This is a genomic window from Hydrogenophaga crocea (genome assembly GCF_011388215.1).
Taxonomy (GTDB): Bacteria; Pseudomonadota; Gammaproteobacteria; order Burkholderiales; family Burkholderiaceae_C; genus Hydrogenophaga; species Hydrogenophaga crocea.
Map to the genome: position 1 here is coordinate 298146 of NZ_CP049989.1, position 18168 is coordinate 316313.

Genomic DNA, 18168 nt, shown 5'->3' on the forward strand with positions numbered 1-18168 from the left:
CCGGCTCGCGTTTTTTGTTCACCGGAAGCCATGTAGAGGAACACCATGTACAAAAACCTCGCGGCCTGGCGCGCCTTCGCGCCGGCATTGGCCGCCTTGTTTTTCTCCCCCCTGTCGCCGGCCGAGCCGGTCAAGCCGCCGGTGAAGGCCGCGTTCGTCTACGTCACGCCGCTCACGCCCGCTGGCTGGGTGCGACAGCACGAACTGGGCCGCCAGGCGGTGCAGGCCGCGCTGGGCGATCGCGTGCAGACCCGCTTCGTCGAGAACGTGCCCGAGGGCGCCGACGCCGAGCGCGTGATCCGCGACCTCGCGCAGCAAGGCCACCACATCATCTTCACGCCCAGCTTCGGCTACATGGAGCCCACGCTCAAGGTGGCGCGCGATTTCCCGAACGTGAGGTTCGAGTCGATCACGGGCTACAAGGCCGCGCCCAACGTGGCCACGGCCAATGCGCGCTACTACGAAGGACGCTACCTCGCGGGCGTGGCCGCGGGCCGCATGGCCACGCAGGCCGGCTACGTGGCGGGCTTTCCCATTCCCGAGGTGATCCAGGGCATCAACGCCTTCACGCTGGGCATGCGTTCGGTGAACCCGCGCGCCACGGTGAAGGTGGTGTGGCTGGGCGAGTGGTTCAACCCGCCGCGCGAGCGCGACGCCGCCATGACGCTGATGAACCAGGGCGCCGAGGTGCTGGCCTTTCACACCGGCAGCACGGCGGTGATGGTGGCGGCGCAGGAGCGCGGCAGGCTCGCGGTGGCCTACCACTCCGACATGCGCAATGTGGCGCCCGACGCCCAGGTGGTGGCGGTCACGCACCGCTGGGGCGATTACTACACCCGCCGTGTGCAGGCCGTGCTCGACGGCACCTGGCGCAGCGAGCAGGTGTGGGGCGGCGTGGGCGCGGGCTTCATCCGCGTCGAGGGCTTCGGCCGCAAGGTGCCCGAGGCGGTGCAGAACGAGGTGAACGCGCGCCAGGCCGACATGGCCGCGGGCAAGCTGCCGGTGTTCGCCGCGCCCGCGGGCCAGCCGCTGCGCGACAACGAGGGCAAGGTCGCCATTCCCGCAGGTCAGCGCCTGAGCGATGCGCAGATCCTCGAGATGAACTGGCTCGCCGAGGGTGTGGTGGGCGGCATCACCCGCTGAGCGCCATGGCCGCCATCCGCGTGGCCGTATGGCGCTCGCGGGGCGGCCCGGTAAGCTCGCCCCCATGAAAGCCTACCGAGCCCGGCTGCTGCGTTTCGACGACGCGAGCGGCCAACCCCTGTACGACGAAGACGGCCTGCTGGTGGTGGGCCCCGACGCCCACGGCCAGGCCGTGGTGCGCGCCGCGGGCGCGCACGCGGCGCTGATCGATCGCTTCCCCGGTGTCGCCGTGGAAGACCTGCGGCCGCGGCTGATCACGCCCGGTTTCGTGGACCTGCACATCCACTACCCGCAGACCGACGTGATCGGCGCGCCCGCCGCGGGCCTGCTGCCCTGGCTCGAGAACTACACCTTCCCGCACGAGTCGCGCTTCCACGAGCCGGCGTACGCGCGCGGCGTGGCCGAATTCTTCCTCGACGAGCTGGCGCGCAATGGCGTCACCACCGCGCTCACCTTCGCCACCTCGCACCCGGCCTCGGTGAACGCCATGTTCGAAGCCGCGCAGGCGCGTGGTCTGCGCTTCATCACCGGCAAGGTGCTGCAGGACCGCCACAGCCCCGACGGCGTGCGCGACCACACCGAGCAGAGCCTGATCGACACCGAGGCGCTGATCCGGCGCTGGCACGGCGTGGACCGGCTGGGCTACGCGATCACCCCGCGCTTTGCGCCCACCAGCACGCCGGCGCAACTGCGCGGCGCGGGCGAACTGGCCGCGAAATACCCGGACGTGTGGATCCAGTCGCACGTGGCCGAGAACCTCGACGAGATCCGCTGGGCCGCCGAGCTGTTTCCCGACAGCGCGAGCTACCTCGGCGTGTACGGCGACTTCGGCCTGCTGCGCGAGCGCGCGGTGTACGCGCACTGCATCCACCTGAGCGCCGCCGACCGCGCGCTGATGGCGCGCACCGGCACGGTGGCGGCCGTGAGCCCCACCAGCAACCAGTTCCTGGGCAGCGGCTTCTTCGACTACGCCGCGGCCGATGCCGCCGGCATGCGCTACGGCCTGGCGAGCGATGTGGGCGGTGGCACCAGCTTCTCCCCGTTTCGCACCATGCTCGCGGCCTATGTGGTGGGCCGCGAGGGCCAGACCAAGCCCGGCCTGAGCCTCACGCCCGCCCAGCTCTGGTGGCAGCACACCGCGGGCGCGGCGCGCGCGCTCGGGCTCGAGGGCGTGGTGGGCAACCTGCTGCCCGGCTGCGAGGCCGACTTCGTGGTGCTGAACCCGCAGGCCACGCCCCTGCTCGCACGCAAGACGGCGCAGGCGCACTCGCTCGACGAACTGCTGTTCGCGCTGATCGTGCTGGGCGATGACCGCGTGGTGGAGCGCACCGTGATCGCGGGGCGCTAGCCGCGCGCGGCACGGCGCCGCCATGGCCGCGGTCGGCGGCCTTTACGCGAAATTGACGCGCGCCGCCCGATCCGGAATGGAGACTTTACGGCCCTCCGTTGAACACTGAGACCGTGCCCTGGACCGAGCCCTTCGCTGTGCGAACGGGCGCCGGGACCGGGCGGGTTCTGACGGTGACTGGAGGGTCCGACATGGTGGTGTTTCTTCTTGTGTTCGCGCTGGCGATCGCGCTGGGCTGGCCGCTGGGCCACTACCTCGCGGCGGTCATGCGCGGTGGGCCGATGCGCGGCGACGGCCTGTTCCGCTGGCTCGAGCGGCCCTTGTACGCGCTGCTCGGCACCGACCCCGAACGCGGCATGGACTGGCGTGCTTATGCCGGGGCCTTTCTGCTGAGCAACGCGGTGCTGGGCGCGGTCGTCTGGGTGATCCTCATGACGCAGGCCTGGCTGCCGCTCAATCCCGACGCGGCGCCCAACATGTCTTGGGACCTGGCGCTGCACACCATGGTCTCGTTCCTGACCAACACCAACCAGCAGCACTACGCGGGCCAGGCCCAGCTGTCCTACCTGGCCCAGGCGACGGCCATCGTGGCGCTGCAGGTGGTCACGCCGATGATGGGCCTGGCGCTGGTCGCGGCTACGCTGCGCGGCCTGTTCGGCGGCCGCCACGCCGACGCCCGCCAGGCCGAAGGCGCGCAAGACGCGCCGGTGGACCTGGGCAACTACTGGGCCGACGTGATCCGCCCCACGCTGCGCTTCATGCTGCCGCTGTGCCTGGTGGGGTCGGTGCTGCTGACCAGCCAGGGCGTGCCGGCCACGCTCGCGGCGGGCCCGGTGGCGGCGCCGGTCGATGCGACGGTGGCGATGAAGGAACAGAAGATCCCGCTCGGGCCGGTGGCGCCGATGGTGGCGGTCAAGCAGCTGGGCACCAACGGCGGCGGCTGGTACGGCCCGAACAGCGCGATGCCGCTGGAGAACCCCACGCCGCTGTCCAACGGGCTGCAGACGCTCGCCATCGTGCTGATCCCCGTCGCGGTCGCCTTCATGGTCGGCCCCTTCACGGGGCGGCGCAAATTCGCCGCGCTGGTGTTCGGCACCATGCTCACGATGTCGCTGCTGTCGGCCGGCCTGGCGCTGTGGTCCGAGGCGCACTCGGCGACCGCGCAGGACATTGCGCTGATGGAGGGCAAGGAGGTGCGCATCGGCGCCGATGCCTCGGCCCTGTGGGCCGCGGTCACGACGCAGACGTCCAACGGCTCGGTCAACAGCATGCACGACTCGCTCGCGCCACTGACCGGCCTGGTCGCCATCGCCAACATGCTGATCAACGCGATCTGGGGCGGCATCGGCTGCGGCCTGCAGCAGTTCATCGTCTACCTGCTGCTTGGCGTGTTCCTGGCGGGCCTGATGACAGGGCGCACGCCCGAGCTGTTCGGCCGCAAGATCGAGGCGCCCGAGGTGAAGCTGCTCGCCGTGCTGGTGCTGCTGCAGCCGCTGGTGCTGCTGGGCCTGACCGCCTTCACGCTCGCAGTGCCGGCCATCACAGGCAACTCCAACCCCGGCTTCCACGCCATCAGCCAGGTGTTCTACGAGTACGCCTCGGCCTTCGCCAACAACGGTTCGGGCTTCGAGGGCCTGGGCGACGGCACGGTGTGGTGGAACGTCTCGTGCGCGGCCGTGCTCGCGCTCGGCCGCTACCCCGCGCTGATCGTTCCGCTGGCCATCGCCGCGCGGCTCGCGCGCAAGCGCCAGGCGCCGGAAAACGCGGGCACCTTGCAGATCGAAACCCCCACCTTCGCGCTCGCGCTGATCGCCGTCATCGCCATCCTGACGCTGCTGCAGTTCATGCCGGTGCTGGTGCTGGGCCCGGTGGCCGATCACCTGAGCCTGGTCGCGCGTTGAGGAGAACCGCCATGAACGACACCAAGTCCCTCCAGCATCCCCTTCCCGTGCCGCGGCGCGAGGCCCGTGGCCTGCAGACGGCCATGTTCGACGCCGTGCGCAAGCTCGCCCCGCGGCACATGGTCAGGAACCCGGTCATGGCCGTGGTCTGGCTCGGCACGCTGGTCACCGCCGTGGCCACACTCGCGGGCTGGGCGCAGCCGGGCTTCGGCTGGGCCGTGACCGGCATCCTGCTCATCACCGTACTGTTCGGCAATTTCGCCGAGGCGCTGGCCGAATCGCGCGGGCGCGGGCAGGCGGCCTCGCTGCGGCGCGCGCGCCAGGACCTGATGGCCCGGCGGCTGGACCCGGCCGGGCGCGAGACCGGCGTGCCCGCGGCCGAACTGCGCCCCGGCGATCTCGTGGTGATCGAAGCAGGCCAGCCGGTGCCGGCCGACGGCGAGATCGTCGAAGGCCTGGCCACCATCAACGAGGCCGCGGTGACCGGCGAGTCGGCGCCGGTGCTGCGCGAGGCGGGCACAGACCGCTCGGGCGTGATCGGCGGCACGCAGGTGCTGTCCGACCGCATCGTGGTGCGCGTGACCGCCGAGCCCGGCCACAGCTTCCTCGACCGCATGATCGCGTTGGTGGAGGGCTCGAACCGCCAGAAGACGCCCAACGAGATCGCGCTGGGCATCCTGCTCGGGGTGATGACGCTGAGCTTCCTGATCGTGGTCGTGACGCTGCCCTTCATCGCCGGCTTCGTCGGCGTGCCGGTCAACGTGGTGCTGCTGGTTGCCCTGCTGGTGTGCCTGATCCCGACCACCATCGGCGGCCTGCTGCCCGCCATCGGCATCGCGGGCATGAACCGCGCGCTGCAGGCGAATGTGCTGGCCAAGTCGGGCAAGGCGGTGGAGGTGGCCGGCGACGTGGACGTGCTGCTGCTGGACAAGACCGGCACCATCACCCATGGCGACCGCCAGGCCACCGCCTTCCATGCGCTGGCCGGCGTGGACGCCGCGCAGCTGCGCCAGGCCGCCCTGCTGGCCTCGCTGGCCGACCCGACGCCCGAGGGCAAGTCCATCGTGCGGCTGGCGCGCGGCAAGGACGAGACGCTCGACGGGCCAGCGGGCGCGCACTTCGTTCCGTTCTCGGCGCAGACGCGCATGTCGGGTGTGGACCTGCCCGGGGGCCGCAGCATCCGCAAGGGCGCGATGGACGCCATCGCGCGTCACGTGCAGGCCCAGGGCGGCGCCGTCCCCACCGAGCTCGAGGTGCGCGCGAGCAGCGTGGCGCGCAAGGGCGCGACGCCGCTGGTGGTCAGCGATGGCCGCCACGTGCTCGGCGTCATCGAGCTGTCCGACGTGATCAAGCACGGCCTCAAGGAGCGCTTTGCGCGGCTGCGCGCCATGGGCGTGAAGACCGTGATGATCACGGGCGACAACCCGCTCACGGCGGCCCACATCGCGGCCGAGGCCGGGGTGGACGACTACATCGCCGAGGCCCGGCCCGAGGACAAGCTCGCGCGCATCCGCGCCGAGCAGGCCGGCGGGCGGCTGGTGGCCATGGTGGGCGACGGCACCAACGATGCGCCCGCGCTGGCCCAGGCCGACGTGGGCCTGGCGATGAACGCCGGCACGCAGGCCGCCAAGGAGGCGGGCAACATGGTCGACCTCGACAGCGACCCGGCCAAGCTGCTCGCGGTGGTGGAGATCGGCAAGCAGCAGCTCATCACGCGCGGCGCGCTGACCACCTTCTCGCTGGCCAACGACGTGTCCAAGTACTTCGCGATCCTGCCGGCGCTTTTCGCGGCCGCGATCCCGCAGATGGCCGCGCTCGACGTGATGCGGCTCGGCAGCCCGGCCAGCGCGGTGCTGTCGGCGCTGATCTTCAACGCCATCGTCATTCCGCTGCTGATCCCGCTGGCGCTGCGCGGCGTGCGCTTCAAGCCGTCGGGCGCGACGCAGCTGCTGCGCAACAACATGCTGATTTACGGGGTCGGTGGCGTGGTGTTGCCCTTCATCGCGATCAAGCTGATCGACCTCGTCCTGTCCGCCCTGTTCACGCTTTGAGGAGCCGACCATGTCGTCGCACATCACCCCTTCCGATCGCGGTCTGCTGCGCGGTGCCATCGGCCTTGCCGTCGTCTCGCTGCTGGGCTTCGGTCTGCTGTACCCCCTGGTCGGCGTCGGCCTCGGGCAGGCGCTGTTCCCGCAAGAGGCCAAGGGCAGCCTGATCGAGCGCGGCGGCCGGGTGCTGGGCTCGTCGCTGGTGGCCCAGCCCTTCGGCGATGCGCGCTACTTCCAGCCGCGCCCATCGGCCGCCGGCTTCAACCCCATGGCCGCCTCGGGCAGCAACCAGGCGCGCACCAACCCCGAGCTGCGCCAGCGCATCGACGAAACGCGCAGGGCCGTGGCTGCGCGCGAGGGCGTCGATGCGGCCGCCGTGCCGGGCGAGCTCGTCACGCAATCGGGCGGCGGGCTCGACCCGCACATCGGCCCGGCGGCCGCGGCGATCCAGGTGGCGCGCGTGGCGCGCGTGCGCGGGCTCGCACCCGCGGTGGTGCAGGCGCTGGTCGACCGGCATACCGAACCGCGCCAGCTCGGCCTGCTCGGCGAGCCGCGCATCAACGTGCTTGAACTCAACCTGGCGCTCGACGCCCTTCACCCATAATCGGCCGCGATCAGACCGAAGCGGGCCATGGGCGCCGAACACACCGAACAAGCCGACGCCCTGCTGGGCGAACTGCAGCGCCAGACCGCCGGGCGCCTGACCGTGTTCCTGGGCGCGGCGCCCGGCGTCGGCAAGACCTACGCCATGCTCGCGCGCGCGCGCGAACTGCACCGCCAGGGTGTGGACGTGGTGATCGGCATCGTGGAAACGCATGGCCGCAGCGAGACGCAGGGCCTGGTCGAGGGCTTGCCGCTGTTGCCGCGCAGGCAACTGGCCTACCAGGGCCGTGCGCTCGAAGAGATGGACCTCGACGGCCTGCTGGCGCGCAAGCCGGCGATCGCGCTGGTCGACGAGCTCGCGCACCGCAATGCGCCCGGCAGCCGCCATGAACGCCGCTGGCAGGACGTGGAGGAACTGCTCGACGCGGGCATCGACGTCTACACCACGGTCAACATCCAGCACCTGGAAAGCCTCAACGACGTGGTGCACCAGGTCACGGGCGTGCGCGTCAGCGAGACCGTGCCCGACGCGGTGTTCGAGCGCCTGCGCGACATCCGCCTCGTCGACCTGCCCGCGCGCGAGCTCATCGAGCGCCTGAACCAGGGCAAGGTGTACCTGCCCGATCAGGCCGCCCAGGCGCTGCAGGCCTTCTTCTCGCCCTCGAACCTGACCGCCTTGCGCGAACTGGCGATGCAGACCGTGGCCCAGCACGTGGACGCCGACCTGCGCGAGACGCGCGTCGCGCGCGGGCTCGAAGGCCTCGCCCTGCAGCGCCACGTGCTGATCGCCATCGACGGCCGCGGCCACTCGGAGTACCTGGTGCGCGCCGGTGCGCGCATGGCCGAACGCCGCGGCGCGCCCTGGTCGGTGGTGACGGTCGAGACCGGCCGCCAGGCCGACGCCGCGCTCCTGGAGATCGACAAAGCCTTCGCGCTCGCGCGCAACCTCGGCGGCGAGACCGAGGTGCTGCACAACACCGACGTCACCCAGGCCATCCTCGACGCGGCGGCGGTGCGCAGCGCGCGCTCCATCGTCATCGGGCGCACGCGCGAGCGGCCCATCGCGCGCATCTTCAACCGCACCCTGACGCAGCAGCTGCTGCAGCGGGGCGCACGCTACGAACTCACCATCGTCGGCACCCCGCTGGCGCGGCAGCGCGCGCAGCGGCTGCCCGGTCGCTCCGGTGAAGGCCTGTGGCGTCGCGAGGCCTGGCTGATCGCGGGCGCCAGCGTGATCGCCACCGGCGCGGCGGCCCTGGCCGAGGCCCTGCTCGATCTGCAGGACCTCTCGCTGATCTTCCTGGTCGCCGTGACGCTCGTGGCCTCGCGCACGCGCATGACCTCGGCCGTGATCACCGCCGTGTTGTGCTTTCTCGCCTACAACTTCTTCTTCATCGAGCCCCGGCTCACCTTGCTGATCAGCGCACAGCGCGGGGTCGCCACCGTGCTGCTCTTCCTCGCGGCGGCCTTGATCGCGGGGCGGCTCGCCTCGCGGCTGCGCATGCAGGTGGTGGCGCTGCGTGCGTCGAACGCGCACGCCACGGCGATGCAGAGCCTGGGCCGGCAACTGGCCCAGGCCGCCGACCTCGGACAGGTCATCACGGCGGGCTCGTCGGTGCTGCGCTCGACCCTGCAGGCCGAGGCCTGGATCCGCATCGGCGAGCAGAGCGGCCCGGCCGCCGCAGACACGCAGCTCAGCGACAAGGACCGCACGGCCGCCGACTGGACACAGCAGAACGGCCAGGCCAGCGGGCGTTACACCGACACGCTCTCGAGCGCCGCATGGTGGTTCCTGCCGCTGGGCGCGGACAAGGAAGCGCTCGGTGTGGTCGGCCTGCGGTTTCCGGCGGCCATGGGGCGCTTGTCCTTTGAGCAGCGCCGGCTGGCCGAGCGCATGGTGGAAGACATCGGCCAGGCCGCCTTGCGCACGCGCCTGGTGTCCGAGCTCGAGGCGGCGCGCGTCTCGGGCGAGACCGAGCGGCTGCGCTCGGCGCTGCTGTCGTCGGTGTCGCACGACCTGCGCTCGCCGCTGTCGTCGATCATCGGCGCGGCGGACAGCCTGATGCGCTACGGCAAGGACATGGGACCGGCCGACCGGCACAGCCTGCTCGAGACCATCCATGTGGAAGGCGAGCGGCTGGACCGCTACATCCAGAACCTGCTCGACATGACCCGGCTCGGCCAGCAGGGCCTCACGCTCACGCGCGACTGGATCGGCATCGACGAGCTCGTGGGCTCGGCCTCGCGGCGCCTGCAGCGCTACGAGCCGGCGGTCCGCATCGAGCACGACATCGAGCCCGGCCTGCCCCCGATCCACGTGCATCCCGCGCTCATCGAACAGGCCTTGTTCAACGTGATGGAAAACGCCGCCAAGTTCTCGCCGCCGGGCGAAGCGGTGCGCGTCCGGGTCCGCCGCACCGACGACGGCCGGCTTCGCGTCGACATCTCGGACCGCGGGCCCGGCATTCCCGAGCCCGAACGCCGGCGCATCTTCGACATGTTCTACAGCGTGGAGCGCGGCGACCGGGGCAAGAACGGCACCGGCCTCGGACTCACCATCGTGCAGGGCATCGTGGGCGCGCACATGGGCAGCGTCGAAGCGCTGCCGGGACCCGAGGGCCTGGGCACCACCGTTCGCCTGAGCCTGCCCTGGGGCAGTTATCCAACCACAGAAAGCCCGGCCCATGACAGCAACGCCAGCTGATGCCGCGACGGCCGCGCCGCCCGCACGCATCCTCATCGTGGATGACGAGCCCCAGATCCGCAAGTTCGTCGACATCAGCCTGCGCTCGCAAGGCTATGCCACGCTGCTGGCCGCCACCGGCCAGGAGGGGCTGACCGCGCTGGCCAGCAAGGGCGCCGATCTGGTCGTGCTCGACCTGGGCCTGCCCGACCGCGACGGCCGGCAGGTGCTCGCGGAACTGCGGCAGTGGTCCGATGTGCCCGTGATCGTGCTCACGGTGCGTGCCGACGAGGCCGAGAAAGTCGCGCTGCTCGATGGCGGGGCCAACGACTACATGACCAAGCCTTTCGGGGTGGACGAGCTGATGGCGCGCATCCGCGCTTCGCTGCGAAGTGCCCGGCCCGGCCGCGAGGCGGCGGCCGTGCTCGACGACGGTCACCTGCGCGTCGACCTCGCGGGCCGCGAGGTCCACCTCGATGGCCTGCCCGTGGCGCTCAGCCGCAAGGAATTTGCCTTGCTCGCGCTGCTGGCCGGGCAGCCTGGGCGGCTGATCACGCAAGGCCAGATCCTCAAGGCGCTGTGGGGCCCCACGCACGCCGATGACGCCCACTACCTGCGCATCCTGGTGTCCAAGCTCAGGCACAAGCTCGGCGACGACGCCTCGATGCCGCGCTACCTCATCACCGAGCCTGGCGTGGGCCTGCGCTTCGTTCTCACGGACAAGCCCGGCGCGCGTCAGCTGTAGCTCAGCGCGCGCGCCTTGCCCCAGAACACGCGGTACATGAACAGCGTGTAGACCACGATCACCGGCAGCGTGATGGCCACGCCCACGAAGATGATGGTGAGCGAGTTGGTGGCGGCCGCGGCCTGCCACACCGTGAGGCGGCCGATCACGATGTCGGGGAAGATGCTGTAGGCCAGGCCGAAGAAGGCCAGCACGAAGATCAGCACCGTGTTCACGAACACCAGCCAGCCGTAGCCCGCGGTCACCAGCGCCGGCCGCGTGACCACCCAGTGCACCGCGAAGAAGGCGGCCGCGCACATCAGCGGCACCGGGAACAGCGCGAAGATCTCGGGCACGCCGAACCACTTGCCGACCACCGCGGGGTTCACCAGCGGCGTGGCGGCCGAGATCGCAACCAGCGCCAGGCCCATGGGCCAGATCACGCGCCGCGCCCACTGCACCGCCTGCTGCTGCAACGCGCCATCGGTCTTCATGATGAGCCAGCCCGCGCCCAGCAGCACGTAGGCCGCGGGCAGCGTGAGCGCGATGCCCAGGCTGAACAGCAGACCCAGGCCGCCGTTGTCGAAGCCCGTGATGTAGCTGCCCAGCATCCAGCCCTGCGCCATGGTGGCCATGAGCGAGCCCACGAAGAAGGCGCCGTTCCAGAACGGCAGGTAGCGCGTGGGCGCCTTCACGCGGAAGTCGAAGGCCACACCGCGCAGGATCAGGCCGATCAGCATCACCGCCACCGGCAGGTACAGCGCCTGCAGCACCAGGCCATGCGCCTTGGGGAAGGCCACCAGCAGCACGCCCACGCCCAGCACCAGCCAGGTTTCGTTGGCGTCCCAGAACGGACCGATGCTGCTGATCATCACGTCCTTTTGCAGCGCGTCGCGGCCCAGCGGCAGCAGCAGGCCCACGCCGAGGTCGTAGCCGTCGAGCACCACGTAGGCGAGCAGGGTCAGGCCCATCACGGCCATGAAGAACAGGGGGAGGAATTCGGCCCAGCTCATGGTCACACCCCCGCCTTGCCGAGTTCACCCGCGGGCGCTTCAGGCGCGTGTTTCACCGGGTGCTCGGCCATGTACTTGAGCACGCCCACGTAGGTCACGAGCAGCAGGCCGTAGACGATGCAGTAGGCCGTGAGCGTGAGCGCCACGTTGGCCGGCGCGATGCGCGTGGCCACGTCTGCCGTGTGCAGCAGGCCGTAGACGATGTAGGGCTGGCGGCCGATCTCGGTGACGTACCAGCCGGCCAGCGTGGCGACCCAGCCCGAGAAGCTCATGGCCGCGAGCGTCCACAGCAGCGGACGCGGCAGCGTGGTCTCGGCGGCGCGGCGCTGGGGCCAGAGCTTCCAGGCGGTCCACGCGGCCACCAGCAGCATCAGCATGCCCATGCCCACCATCACACGGAAGGCGTAGAACACTGGCGCCACCGGCGGGTGGGCCTTGGGAAAGTCGGCGATGCCCTTGAGCTCGCCGTCCCACTCGTGCGTGAGGATCAGGCTCGCGACCTTGGGCACCTGGATCGCGAAATGCGTCTTGCCCGCGGCCTCGTCGGGAAAGCCGAACAGCGTGAGCGGCGCGCCGCGCTCGGTCTCCCAGATGCCTTCGATGGCCGCGACCTTGGCCGGCTGGTGCTCGAGCGTGTTGAGGCCGTGCAGGTCGCCCACGAAGATCTGCAGCGGGATCACCAGCAAGGCCGCAAAGCCCGCGGTGCGCAGCGCCTTGTGCGTGCCGCGCGTGGCGCTGCCCTTGAGCAGCTGCCAGGCGCACAGGCCCGCGATCAGGAAGGACGCGGTGAGCGCCGAGGCCAGCAGCTTGTGCGCGAGCCGGTAGGGGAACGAAGGGTTGAAGACGATGGCGAACCAGTCGGCCGCGATGAATTCGCCGTTGACGATCTGGTAGCCCGCGGGCGTCTGCATCCACGAGTTCAGGCTCAGGATCCAGAACGCCGACAGCGTGGTGCCCAGCGCCACCAGCGTGGTGGCGATCAGGTGCACGCGCTCGCTCACGCGGCCCCGGCCGAACAGCATGATGCCCAGGAAGCTGGCCTCGAGGAAGAAGGCGGTGAGCACCTCGTAGCCGAGCAGCGGGCCCGCGATGTTGCCGGCCTTCTCCATGAAGCCCGGCCAGTTGGTGCCGAACTGGAAGCTCATGACGATGCCCGAGACCACGCCGAGCGCGAAGGTCAGCGCGAACACCTTGGTCCAGAAGTAATAGGCCTGCTCCCAGGCCTCGTCGCGCGTCTGCACGAAGCGGATGCGGAAGAACAGCAGGAACCAGCACAGCGCGATGGTGATGGTGGGGAACAGGATGTGGAAGCTGATGTTCAGCGCGAACTGGATGCGCGAGAGCAGCAGGGTGTCGAGGTCCATGGGGTTCTCCTGGGGGGGCTCAGGCCGCGTTCTTGTCGGTGCGCGCGGCGCCTTTGCCGGTCAGCCGGTCCTTGAGTTCGAGCACGCGCGTCACCGTAGCGCCCATGCCCATGAGTTGCAAGGCCGTCTCGGGCGCGAGCTTCTGCACGTCGTCGAACCAGGTCATGAGCCGGTCGATGAGGTCGTGCATCTCGCGCATGCGCTGCTGCGCGTGGCGCTCGGCCTCGGTCTTGGGCGTGTCGAGCAGCGCGGTGCGCAGCATGGACAGCGTGGGTTCGATCTCACGGCGGCGGCGCTCCTCGGCCAGCACGCGGAAGATTTCCCAGACATCGGCCGGGGCCTCGAAGAACTCGCGCCGGTCGCCCGCGAAGTGGCGCAGGCGCACCAGCCGCCAGGCCTGCAGTTCCTTCAGGCCCATGCTCACGTTGGAGCGCGAGAACTCCAGGGTTTCGGCGATCTGGTCCGCGCACAGGGGCTCGGGCGAGAGGTAGAGCAGGGCATAGATCTGCCCCACGGTGCGGTTGATGCCCCAACGGCTGCCCATTTCGCCGAAGTGGGCGACGAACTCGCGGTTGAGCGCAGGAAGGTGGTCTTGCAGCGGCATGGCCGGCACTGTAGCCGCACTCGTCTGAAATTTCAGTAATTACTGAAATTTCAGGATGCGCCGCAGGGGCATGCCGAACGGGGCTGGGGCAGACTGCGGGGCCTGTCCACCCCCATTGCTGCCATGGCCACCCTCCAAGCCCCTGCCGATCCCGAATCGAACCCGCGCGTGAAGGCCGTGTTCGACGACATCCGCGCCACGCGCAAGACCGACTTCGTGAACAACCTCTGGCGCACCCTGGCCTTCGACGCCGACCTGCTCGAGCGCACCTGGGCCGAGGTGAAGGCGGTGATGGCCGCGCCCGGCGCGCTGGACCCGCTCACCCGGGAGCTGATCTACATCGCGGTGTCCATCGCCAACAGCTGCGGCTACTGCGTGCACTCGCACACCGCGGCCGCGCGCGCCAAGGGCATGAGCGACGCCCAGCACGCCGAATTGCTGGCCATCGTGTCGCTGGCCGCCAAGACCAACCACCTGGTCACGGGGCTGCAGGTGCCGCTCGACCCGGCCTTCGACGCGAACCGGCCCTGAGCGTGGCGCAGAGCGACCGCCTCACTTGGTGAGGATCAGCTTGTTCTGCGCGGTGAGGCTGAGGCGGTAGACCTGGCCGGCGTGCTCGATGTAGACCTCGCGCCGTCCGCCGCTGAGCTCGGCGTACGGCACGCGTGGGGCCGGCGCTGGCGCCGCGGCGGCGGGCGTGGCGAGGGTGGAGGGGGGCGGGGCGTTCGGGTTCACGGCCCCAGTATAAACACAAATGCGAACTATTCTCATCGGTTCGGCGCAGCGGCAGCGTCCGGGTGTGCGGCCCTGCCTACAATCGCCGCCCATGAGCATCAAGAGCGACAAGTGGATCCGCCGCATGGCCGAACAGCACGGCCTGATCGAACCCTTCGAGCCCGGCCAGGTCCGCCAGGTCGAAGGCCGCAAGGTGATCAGCTACGGCACCTCGAGCTACGGCTACGACATCCGCTGCGCGCCCGAATTCAAGGTGTTTACCAACATCCACAGCACGGTGGTGGACCCGAAGAACTTCGACGAGAAGAGCTTCGTGGACATCAACGCCGACGTCTGCATCATCCCGCCCAACAGCTTCGCGCTGGCGCGCACGCTCGAGTATTTCCGCATCCCGCGCAACGTGCTCACCATCTGCCTGGGCAAGAGCACCTATGCGCGCTGCGGCATCATCGTCAACGTCACGCCCTTCGAGCCCGAGTGGGAGGGCTACGTGACGCTGGAGTTTTCCAACACCACGCCGCTGCCCGCCAAGATCTACGCGGGCGAAGGCTGCGCGCAGGTGCTGTTCTTTGAGAGCGACGAGGTCTGCGACGTGTCCTACAAGGACCGTGGCGGCAAGTACCAGGGCCAGGTGGGCGTGACCCTGCCCAAGGCCTGAGCCCGGCCCGGCCGCGCGGGCGGCCCTTCGTCACAGGAGCCGCACGATGAAATGGGAAAACAACCGCGAGTCCGACCAGATCGAAGACCGGCGTGATTCGCCCGGCGGCTTCGGCGGCGGGCCCCGCCTGGGCGGCGGCCGCGGCATCGGCCTGGGCACCATCGTGGTGGCGCTGGTGGCGGGCTGGATCTTCGGCATCAACCCGCTCACCATCCTGGGCGCGCTCGAAGGCGGCGGTCTTCCCGCGCCCGCGTCGGTCGAAGCGCCCGCGGTCCGCACCGGCACCCCGGGCGACGACATGGGCCGGTTCGTGGCCGCGGTGCTCGGCGGCACCGAAGACGCCTGGGACGGCATCTTCCGCGCGGCCGGCGCGCAGTACCAGAAGCCGCGCCTGGTGCTGTTTCGCGGCGCCACGCCCACGGCCTGCGGCACCGGTCAGGCCGCCATGGGGCCCTTCTACTGCCCGGGCGACCAGAAGGTCTACATCGACCTGAGCTTCTACGACACCCTGCGCCGCCAGCTCGGCGCGCCCGGCGATTTCGCGCAGGCCTACGTGATCGCGCACGAGGTGGGCCACCACGTGCAGAACCTCATGGGCATCACCGACCAGATGGAGCGCCAGCGCGCACGGCTGAGCCAGCGCGAATACAACGCGCTGTCGGTGCGGCTCGAGCTGCAGGCCGACTGCTTCGCGGGCATCTGGGCCCACCACAACCACCAGAGCGGCAACGTGATCGAGCCGGGCGACGTGGAGGAGGCGCTGAACGCCGCCGCGGCCATCGGCGACGACGCGCTGCAGCGCCAGAGCCAGGGCCACGTGGTGCCCGACAGCTTCACCCACGGCACGAGCGAGCAGCGCCAGCGCTGGTTCCGCACCGGCCTGGACACGGGCGATGTGCGCGCCTGTGACACCTTCAAAACCGCCCGCCTGTAGCGGCTTTCGCCCCGGATTCGGCCCCGGCAGGGTCGGATGCGACAATGGCGGGCTAATTCTGTGGTCTGCCCTGGCTTTGCCGGGGTGGGTCACCCGACCCTGATATGACCCAAAGCTTCTCCGAACTCAATCTCGCGCCGGCGCTCGCGAGGGCCGTGGCCGACATGGGCTACGAGACCATGACGCCGATCCAGGCCCAGGCGATCCCGCAGGTGCTCACGGGCCGCGACGTGATGGGCGCGGCCCAGACCGGCACCGGCAAGACCGCCGCCTTCAGCCTGCCGCTGCTGCAGCGCCTGCTGCGCCACGAAAACGCGTCGACCTCGCCGGCCCGCCACCCGGTGCGTGCGCTGGTGCTGCTGCCCACGCGCGAACTGGCCGACCAGGTGGCCGAGCAGATCAAGCTCTACGCCAAACACACGCAGTTGCGCAGCACCGTGGTGTTCGGCGGCATGGACATGAAGCCGCAGACGCTCGAGCTCAAGAAGGGCGTGGAGGTGCTGGTGGCCACACCGGGCCGCCTGCTCGACCACATCGAGGCCAAGAACTGCGTGTTGAACCAGGTCGAGTACGTGGTGCTCGACGAGGCCGACCGCATGCTCGACATCGGCTTCCTGCCCGACCTGCAGCGCATCCTGAGCTACCTGCCCAAGCAACGCACCACGCTGTTGTTCTCGGCCACCTTCTCGCCCGAGATCAAGCGCCTGGCCAACAGCTACCTGCAGAACCCCATCACCGTCGAGGTGGCGCGCTCGAATGCCACGGCCTCCACGGTCGAGCAGCACTTCTACCGCGTCGACGACGACGACAAGCGCGGCGTGCTGCGCCAGATCCTGCGCGAGCGCGACCTCAAGCAGGCCTTCGTGTTCGTCAACAGCAAACTCGGTTGTGCGCGCCTGGCGCGTTCGCTCGAGCGCGACGGCCTCAACACCGCGGCGCTGCACGGCGACAAGAGCCAGGACGAGCGCCTGAAGGCGCTCGACGCCTTCAAGCAGGGCAACGTGAACCTGCTGGTGTGCACCGATGTGGCCGCGCGTGGCCTCGACATCAAAGACGTGCCCGCGGTGTTCAACTTCGACATCCCGTTCAACGCCGAGGACTACGTGCACCGCATCGGCCGCACCGGCCGCGCAGGGGCTTCGGGCCTGGCGGTGTCGTTCGTCTCGGGCAAAGACGCACGGCTCGTCGGCGACATCGAAAAGCTGCTGGGCAAGAAGCTCGAGATCGAGGCGATCGAGCTCGAAGCCGAGCGCCGGCCCAGCGGCCGCTTCAACGACGGCCAGCGCACCTGGCGCGACGAGTCGGCGCGCGAACCGCGTGAGCCCCGCGAGCCGCGCGCCGCCCGCCCGCACCCGGCCCCGCGGGCGCCCCGCGCCCCGGCCGACCCCTTGTTCGATCAGCCCTACGAGGCCAAGGCTGCCAGCGACGCGCCGCCCGCCTGGGAAACCGCGCAGCGCAGCGCCGCCCCGCGCGGCCTGTCGCCCAACATCAAGACGCGCCGCAAGGTGGCCGCGCTGTTCAAGGCGCCCGCGCCGGCGCCGGCCGAGAACGGCTGACGCGCCGCCGCCGGCTCAGTCGCCGCCCGGCGCCTGCGCCTGCGGGCAGCGCTGTTCGAAGAGTTCCACCGCGTCGCCCTGCAGGCGCACCGCGGTGAGGCAGCCGCCCCAGACGCAGCCGGTGTCCAAGGCCATCAACCGCGGCGTCATCAGGCGCCCCAGCGTGGACCAGTGGCCGAAGGCCACCGGCACCTCGGCCGTGCGGCGGCCGGGCACGGCGTACCAGGGCATGAAGCCCGCGGGCGGGGTGGACGCAGCGCTCTTGGTCTTGAACTCCATCTCGCCCTCGGCGCTGCAAAAGCGCAGCCGCGTGAAGGCGTTGACGATCACGCGCAGGCGGTCGTCGCCTTCGAGCGTGGGCGTCCAGCGCGCGGGCGTGTTGCCGTACATGGCGTGCAGAAAGGCCGACCAGTCGGCGCTTTGCAGCACCGTTTCCACCTCGTGCGCGAGCTCGAGCGCGTCGGCCGCGCTCCACTGGGGCAGCACGCCCGCATGCACCAGCAGCCAGCCGCGCTCCATGAGCGCGAGCGGACGCTGGCGCAGCCAGTCGAGCAGGGCGGGGCGGTCGGGGGCGTCGAGCAGGGCACCGAGTGTGTCGCTGCGGTGCGGCGGGCGCACGCCCTGCGACACCGCGAGCAGGTGCAGGTCGTGGTTGCCGAGCAGGGTCTGCGCGCTGCCGCCCAGCGCCATCAGCCGCCGCACCGCGGCGAGCGAATCGGGCCCACGGTTGACGAGATCGCCGAGCACCACCAGGCGGTCGCGGCTGGGTGAAAAGCCCACGGTGTCGAGCAGGCGGCCGAGCGCGCCGTCGCAGCCTTGCACATCGCCGATCAGATACAGTGCCATGCTCCGAT

At 70.4% G+C, this 18168-nt stretch carries 16 protein-coding genes; 11 read left to right on the top strand and 5 right to left on the bottom strand.

Annotated elements, in window-relative coordinates; genetic code table 11:
* Positions 1-45 precede the first annotated feature (45 nt).
* The 7 genes from G9Q37_RS01385 (at position 46) to G9Q37_RS01415 (ending at position 10471) form a co-directional block, all read left to right on the top strand.
* A complete protein-coding gene (locus G9Q37_RS01385; RefSeq protein ID WP_166223459.1) occupies positions 46-1143 on the top strand; it encodes a BMP family ABC transporter substrate-binding protein in 1098 nt (365 codons plus the stop codon).
* A 64-nt stretch (positions 1144-1207) separates the two neighbouring features.
* Positions 1208-2491 carry a guanine deaminase gene (gene guaD / locus G9Q37_RS01390; RefSeq protein ID WP_166223462.1) on the top strand — a complete coding sequence of 428 codons (1284 nt, stop codon included), beginning with the start codon at positions 1208-1210 and terminating at the stop codon, positions 2489-2491.
* A 191-nt stretch (positions 2492-2682) separates the two neighbouring features.
* Entirely contained in the window at positions 2683-4392 is a 1710-nt protein-coding gene (kdpA, locus tag G9Q37_RS01395) for a potassium-transporting ATPase subunit KdpA (RefSeq protein ID WP_166223465.1), read from the top strand.
* Between the two features lie 83 nt (positions 4393-4475).
* Positions 4476-6443 (top strand): potassium-transporting ATPase subunit KdpB, encoded by a 1968-nt coding sequence (gene kdpB / locus G9Q37_RS01400; RefSeq protein WP_240936603.1) that lies wholly within the window; start codon positions 4476-4478, stop codon positions 6441-6443.
* Positions 6444-6453: 10 nt separating this feature from the next.
* Complete coding sequence (gene kdpC, locus G9Q37_RS01405; protein WP_166223471.1) at positions 6454-7044, top strand: potassium-transporting ATPase subunit KdpC; 591 nt, start codon at positions 6454-6456, stop codon at positions 7042-7044.
* 27 nt (positions 7045-7071) lie between these two features.
* On the top strand, positions 7072-9747 hold the full coding sequence (locus G9Q37_RS01410) for a sensor histidine kinase (RefSeq protein ID WP_166223474.1): 2676 nt from the start codon (positions 7072-7074) through the stop codon (positions 9745-9747).
* A complete protein-coding gene (locus tag G9Q37_RS01415) occupies positions 9728-10471 on the top strand; it encodes a response regulator (RefSeq protein WP_166223477.1) in 744 nt (247 codons plus the stop codon). The genes G9Q37_RS01410 and G9Q37_RS01415 overlap by 20 nt, the downstream gene beginning before the upstream one ends.
* Here the strand turns inward: G9Q37_RS01415 and G9Q37_RS01420 are convergent.
* From G9Q37_RS01420 to G9Q37_RS01430, 3 genes are read right to left on the bottom strand one after another with little or no spacing between them, the layout of a single operon-like run.
* Positions 10462-11463: a cytochrome d ubiquinol oxidase subunit II gene (locus G9Q37_RS01420; protein ID WP_166223480.1), complete on the bottom strand. Its 1002-nt coding sequence runs from the start codon at positions 11461-11463 to the stop codon at positions 10462-10464. The genes G9Q37_RS01415 and G9Q37_RS01420 overlap by 10 nt on opposite strands.
* Before the next feature lie 2 nt (positions 11464-11465).
* Entirely contained in the window at positions 11466-12827 is a 1362-nt protein-coding gene (locus G9Q37_RS01425) for a cytochrome ubiquinol oxidase subunit I (RefSeq protein WP_166223483.1), read from the bottom strand.
* Positions 12828-12846: 19 nt separating this feature from the next.
* Entirely contained in the window at positions 12847-13431 is a 585-nt protein-coding gene (locus G9Q37_RS01430; protein ID WP_166223486.1) for a GbsR/MarR family transcriptional regulator, read from the bottom strand.
* 123 nt (positions 13432-13554) lie between these two features.
* On the opposite strand from G9Q37_RS01430, the gene G9Q37_RS01435 reads away from it, so the two are divergent.
* Entirely contained in the window at positions 13555-13962 is a 408-nt protein-coding gene (locus tag G9Q37_RS01435; protein ID WP_166223489.1) for a carboxymuconolactone decarboxylase family protein, read from the top strand.
* A gap of 21 nt (positions 13963-13983) precedes the next feature.
* Here G9Q37_RS01435 and hemP read toward each other — a convergent pair whose 3' ends face one another.
* On the bottom strand, positions 13984-14166 hold the full coding sequence (gene hemP / locus G9Q37_RS01440) for a hemin uptake protein HemP (RefSeq protein WP_240936476.1): 183 nt from the start codon (positions 14164-14166) through the stop codon (positions 13984-13986).
* A gap of 91 nt (positions 14167-14257) precedes the next feature.
* Between hemP and dcd the strand changes: the two genes are divergently transcribed.
* From dcd to G9Q37_RS01455, 3 genes are all read left to right on the top strand, one after another.
* A complete protein-coding gene (gene dcd / locus G9Q37_RS01445) occupies positions 14258-14824 on the top strand; it encodes a dCTP deaminase (RefSeq protein WP_166223495.1) in 567 nt (188 codons plus the stop codon).
* A 46-nt stretch (positions 14825-14870) separates the two neighbouring features.
* Entirely contained in the window at positions 14871-15758 is an 888-nt protein-coding gene (ypfJ, locus tag G9Q37_RS01450; protein ID WP_166223498.1) for a KPN_02809 family neutral zinc metallopeptidase, read from the top strand.
* 104 nt (positions 15759-15862) lie between these two features.
* A complete protein-coding gene (locus tag G9Q37_RS01455; protein ID WP_166223501.1) occupies positions 15863-17314 on the top strand; it encodes a DEAD/DEAH box helicase in 1452 nt (483 codons plus the stop codon).
* A gap of 15 nt (positions 17315-17329) precedes the next feature.
* Here the strand turns inward: G9Q37_RS01455 and G9Q37_RS01460 are convergent, their stop codons facing one another.
* The gene (locus tag G9Q37_RS01460; protein WP_166223504.1) at positions 17330-18160 is read right to left on the bottom strand and encodes a symmetrical bis(5'-nucleosyl)-tetraphosphatase; all 831 of its coding nucleotides are present in this window, start codon (positions 18158-18160) and stop codon (positions 17330-17332) included.
* Between the last annotated feature and the right edge of the window lie 8 nt (positions 18161-18168).

Bases quoted from the DNA above. Each gene is read 5' to 3' on its own strand.
- G9Q37_RS01385 (WP_166223459.1), top strand. From the start codon at position 46: ATGTACAAAAACCTCGCGGCCTGGCGCGCCTTCGCGCCGGCATTGGCC.
- guaD (WP_166223462.1), top strand. From the start codon at position 1,208: ATGAAAGCCTACCGAGCCCGGCTGCTGCGTTTCGACGACGCGAGCGGC.
- kdpA (WP_166223465.1), top strand. From the start codon at position 2,683: ATGGTGGTGTTTCTTCTTGTGTTCGCGCTGGCGATCGCGCTGGGCTGG.
- kdpB (WP_240936603.1), top strand. From the start codon at position 4,476: ATGTTCGACGCCGTGCGCAAGCTCGCCCCGCGGCACATGGTCAGGAAC.
- kdpC (WP_166223471.1), top strand. From the start codon at position 6,454: ATGTCGTCGCACATCACCCCTTCCGATCGCGGTCTGCTGCGCGGTGCC.
- G9Q37_RS01410 (WP_166223474.1), top strand. From the start codon at position 7,072: ATGGGCGCCGAACACACCGAACAAGCCGACGCCCTGCTGGGCGAACTG.
- G9Q37_RS01415 (WP_166223477.1), top strand. From the start codon at position 9,728: ATGACAGCAACGCCAGCTGATGCCGCGACGGCCGCGCCGCCCGCACGC.
- G9Q37_RS01420 (WP_166223480.1), bottom strand. From the start codon at position 11,463: ATGAGCTGGGCCGAATTCCTCCCCCTGTTCTTCATGGCCGTGATGGGC.
- G9Q37_RS01425 (WP_166223483.1), bottom strand. From the start codon at position 12,827: ATGGACCTCGACACCCTGCTGCTCTCGCGCATCCAGTTCGCGCTGAAC.
- G9Q37_RS01430 (WP_166223486.1), bottom strand. From the start codon at position 13,431: ATGCCGCTGCAAGACCACCTTCCTGCGCTCAACCGCGAGTTCGTCGCC.
- G9Q37_RS01435 (WP_166223489.1), top strand. From the start codon at position 13,555: ATGGCCACCCTCCAAGCCCCTGCCGATCCCGAATCGAACCCGCGCGTG.
- dcd (WP_166223495.1), top strand. From the start codon at position 14,258: ATGAGCATCAAGAGCGACAAGTGGATCCGCCGCATGGCCGAACAGCAC.
- ypfJ (WP_166223498.1), top strand. From the start codon at position 14,871: ATGAAATGGGAAAACAACCGCGAGTCCGACCAGATCGAAGACCGGCGT.
- G9Q37_RS01455 (WP_166223501.1), top strand. From the start codon at position 15,863: ATGACCCAAAGCTTCTCCGAACTCAATCTCGCGCCGGCGCTCGCGAGG.
- G9Q37_RS01460 (WP_166223504.1), bottom strand. From the start codon at position 18,160: ATGGCACTGTATCTGATCGGCGATGTGCAAGGCTGCGACGGCGCGCTC.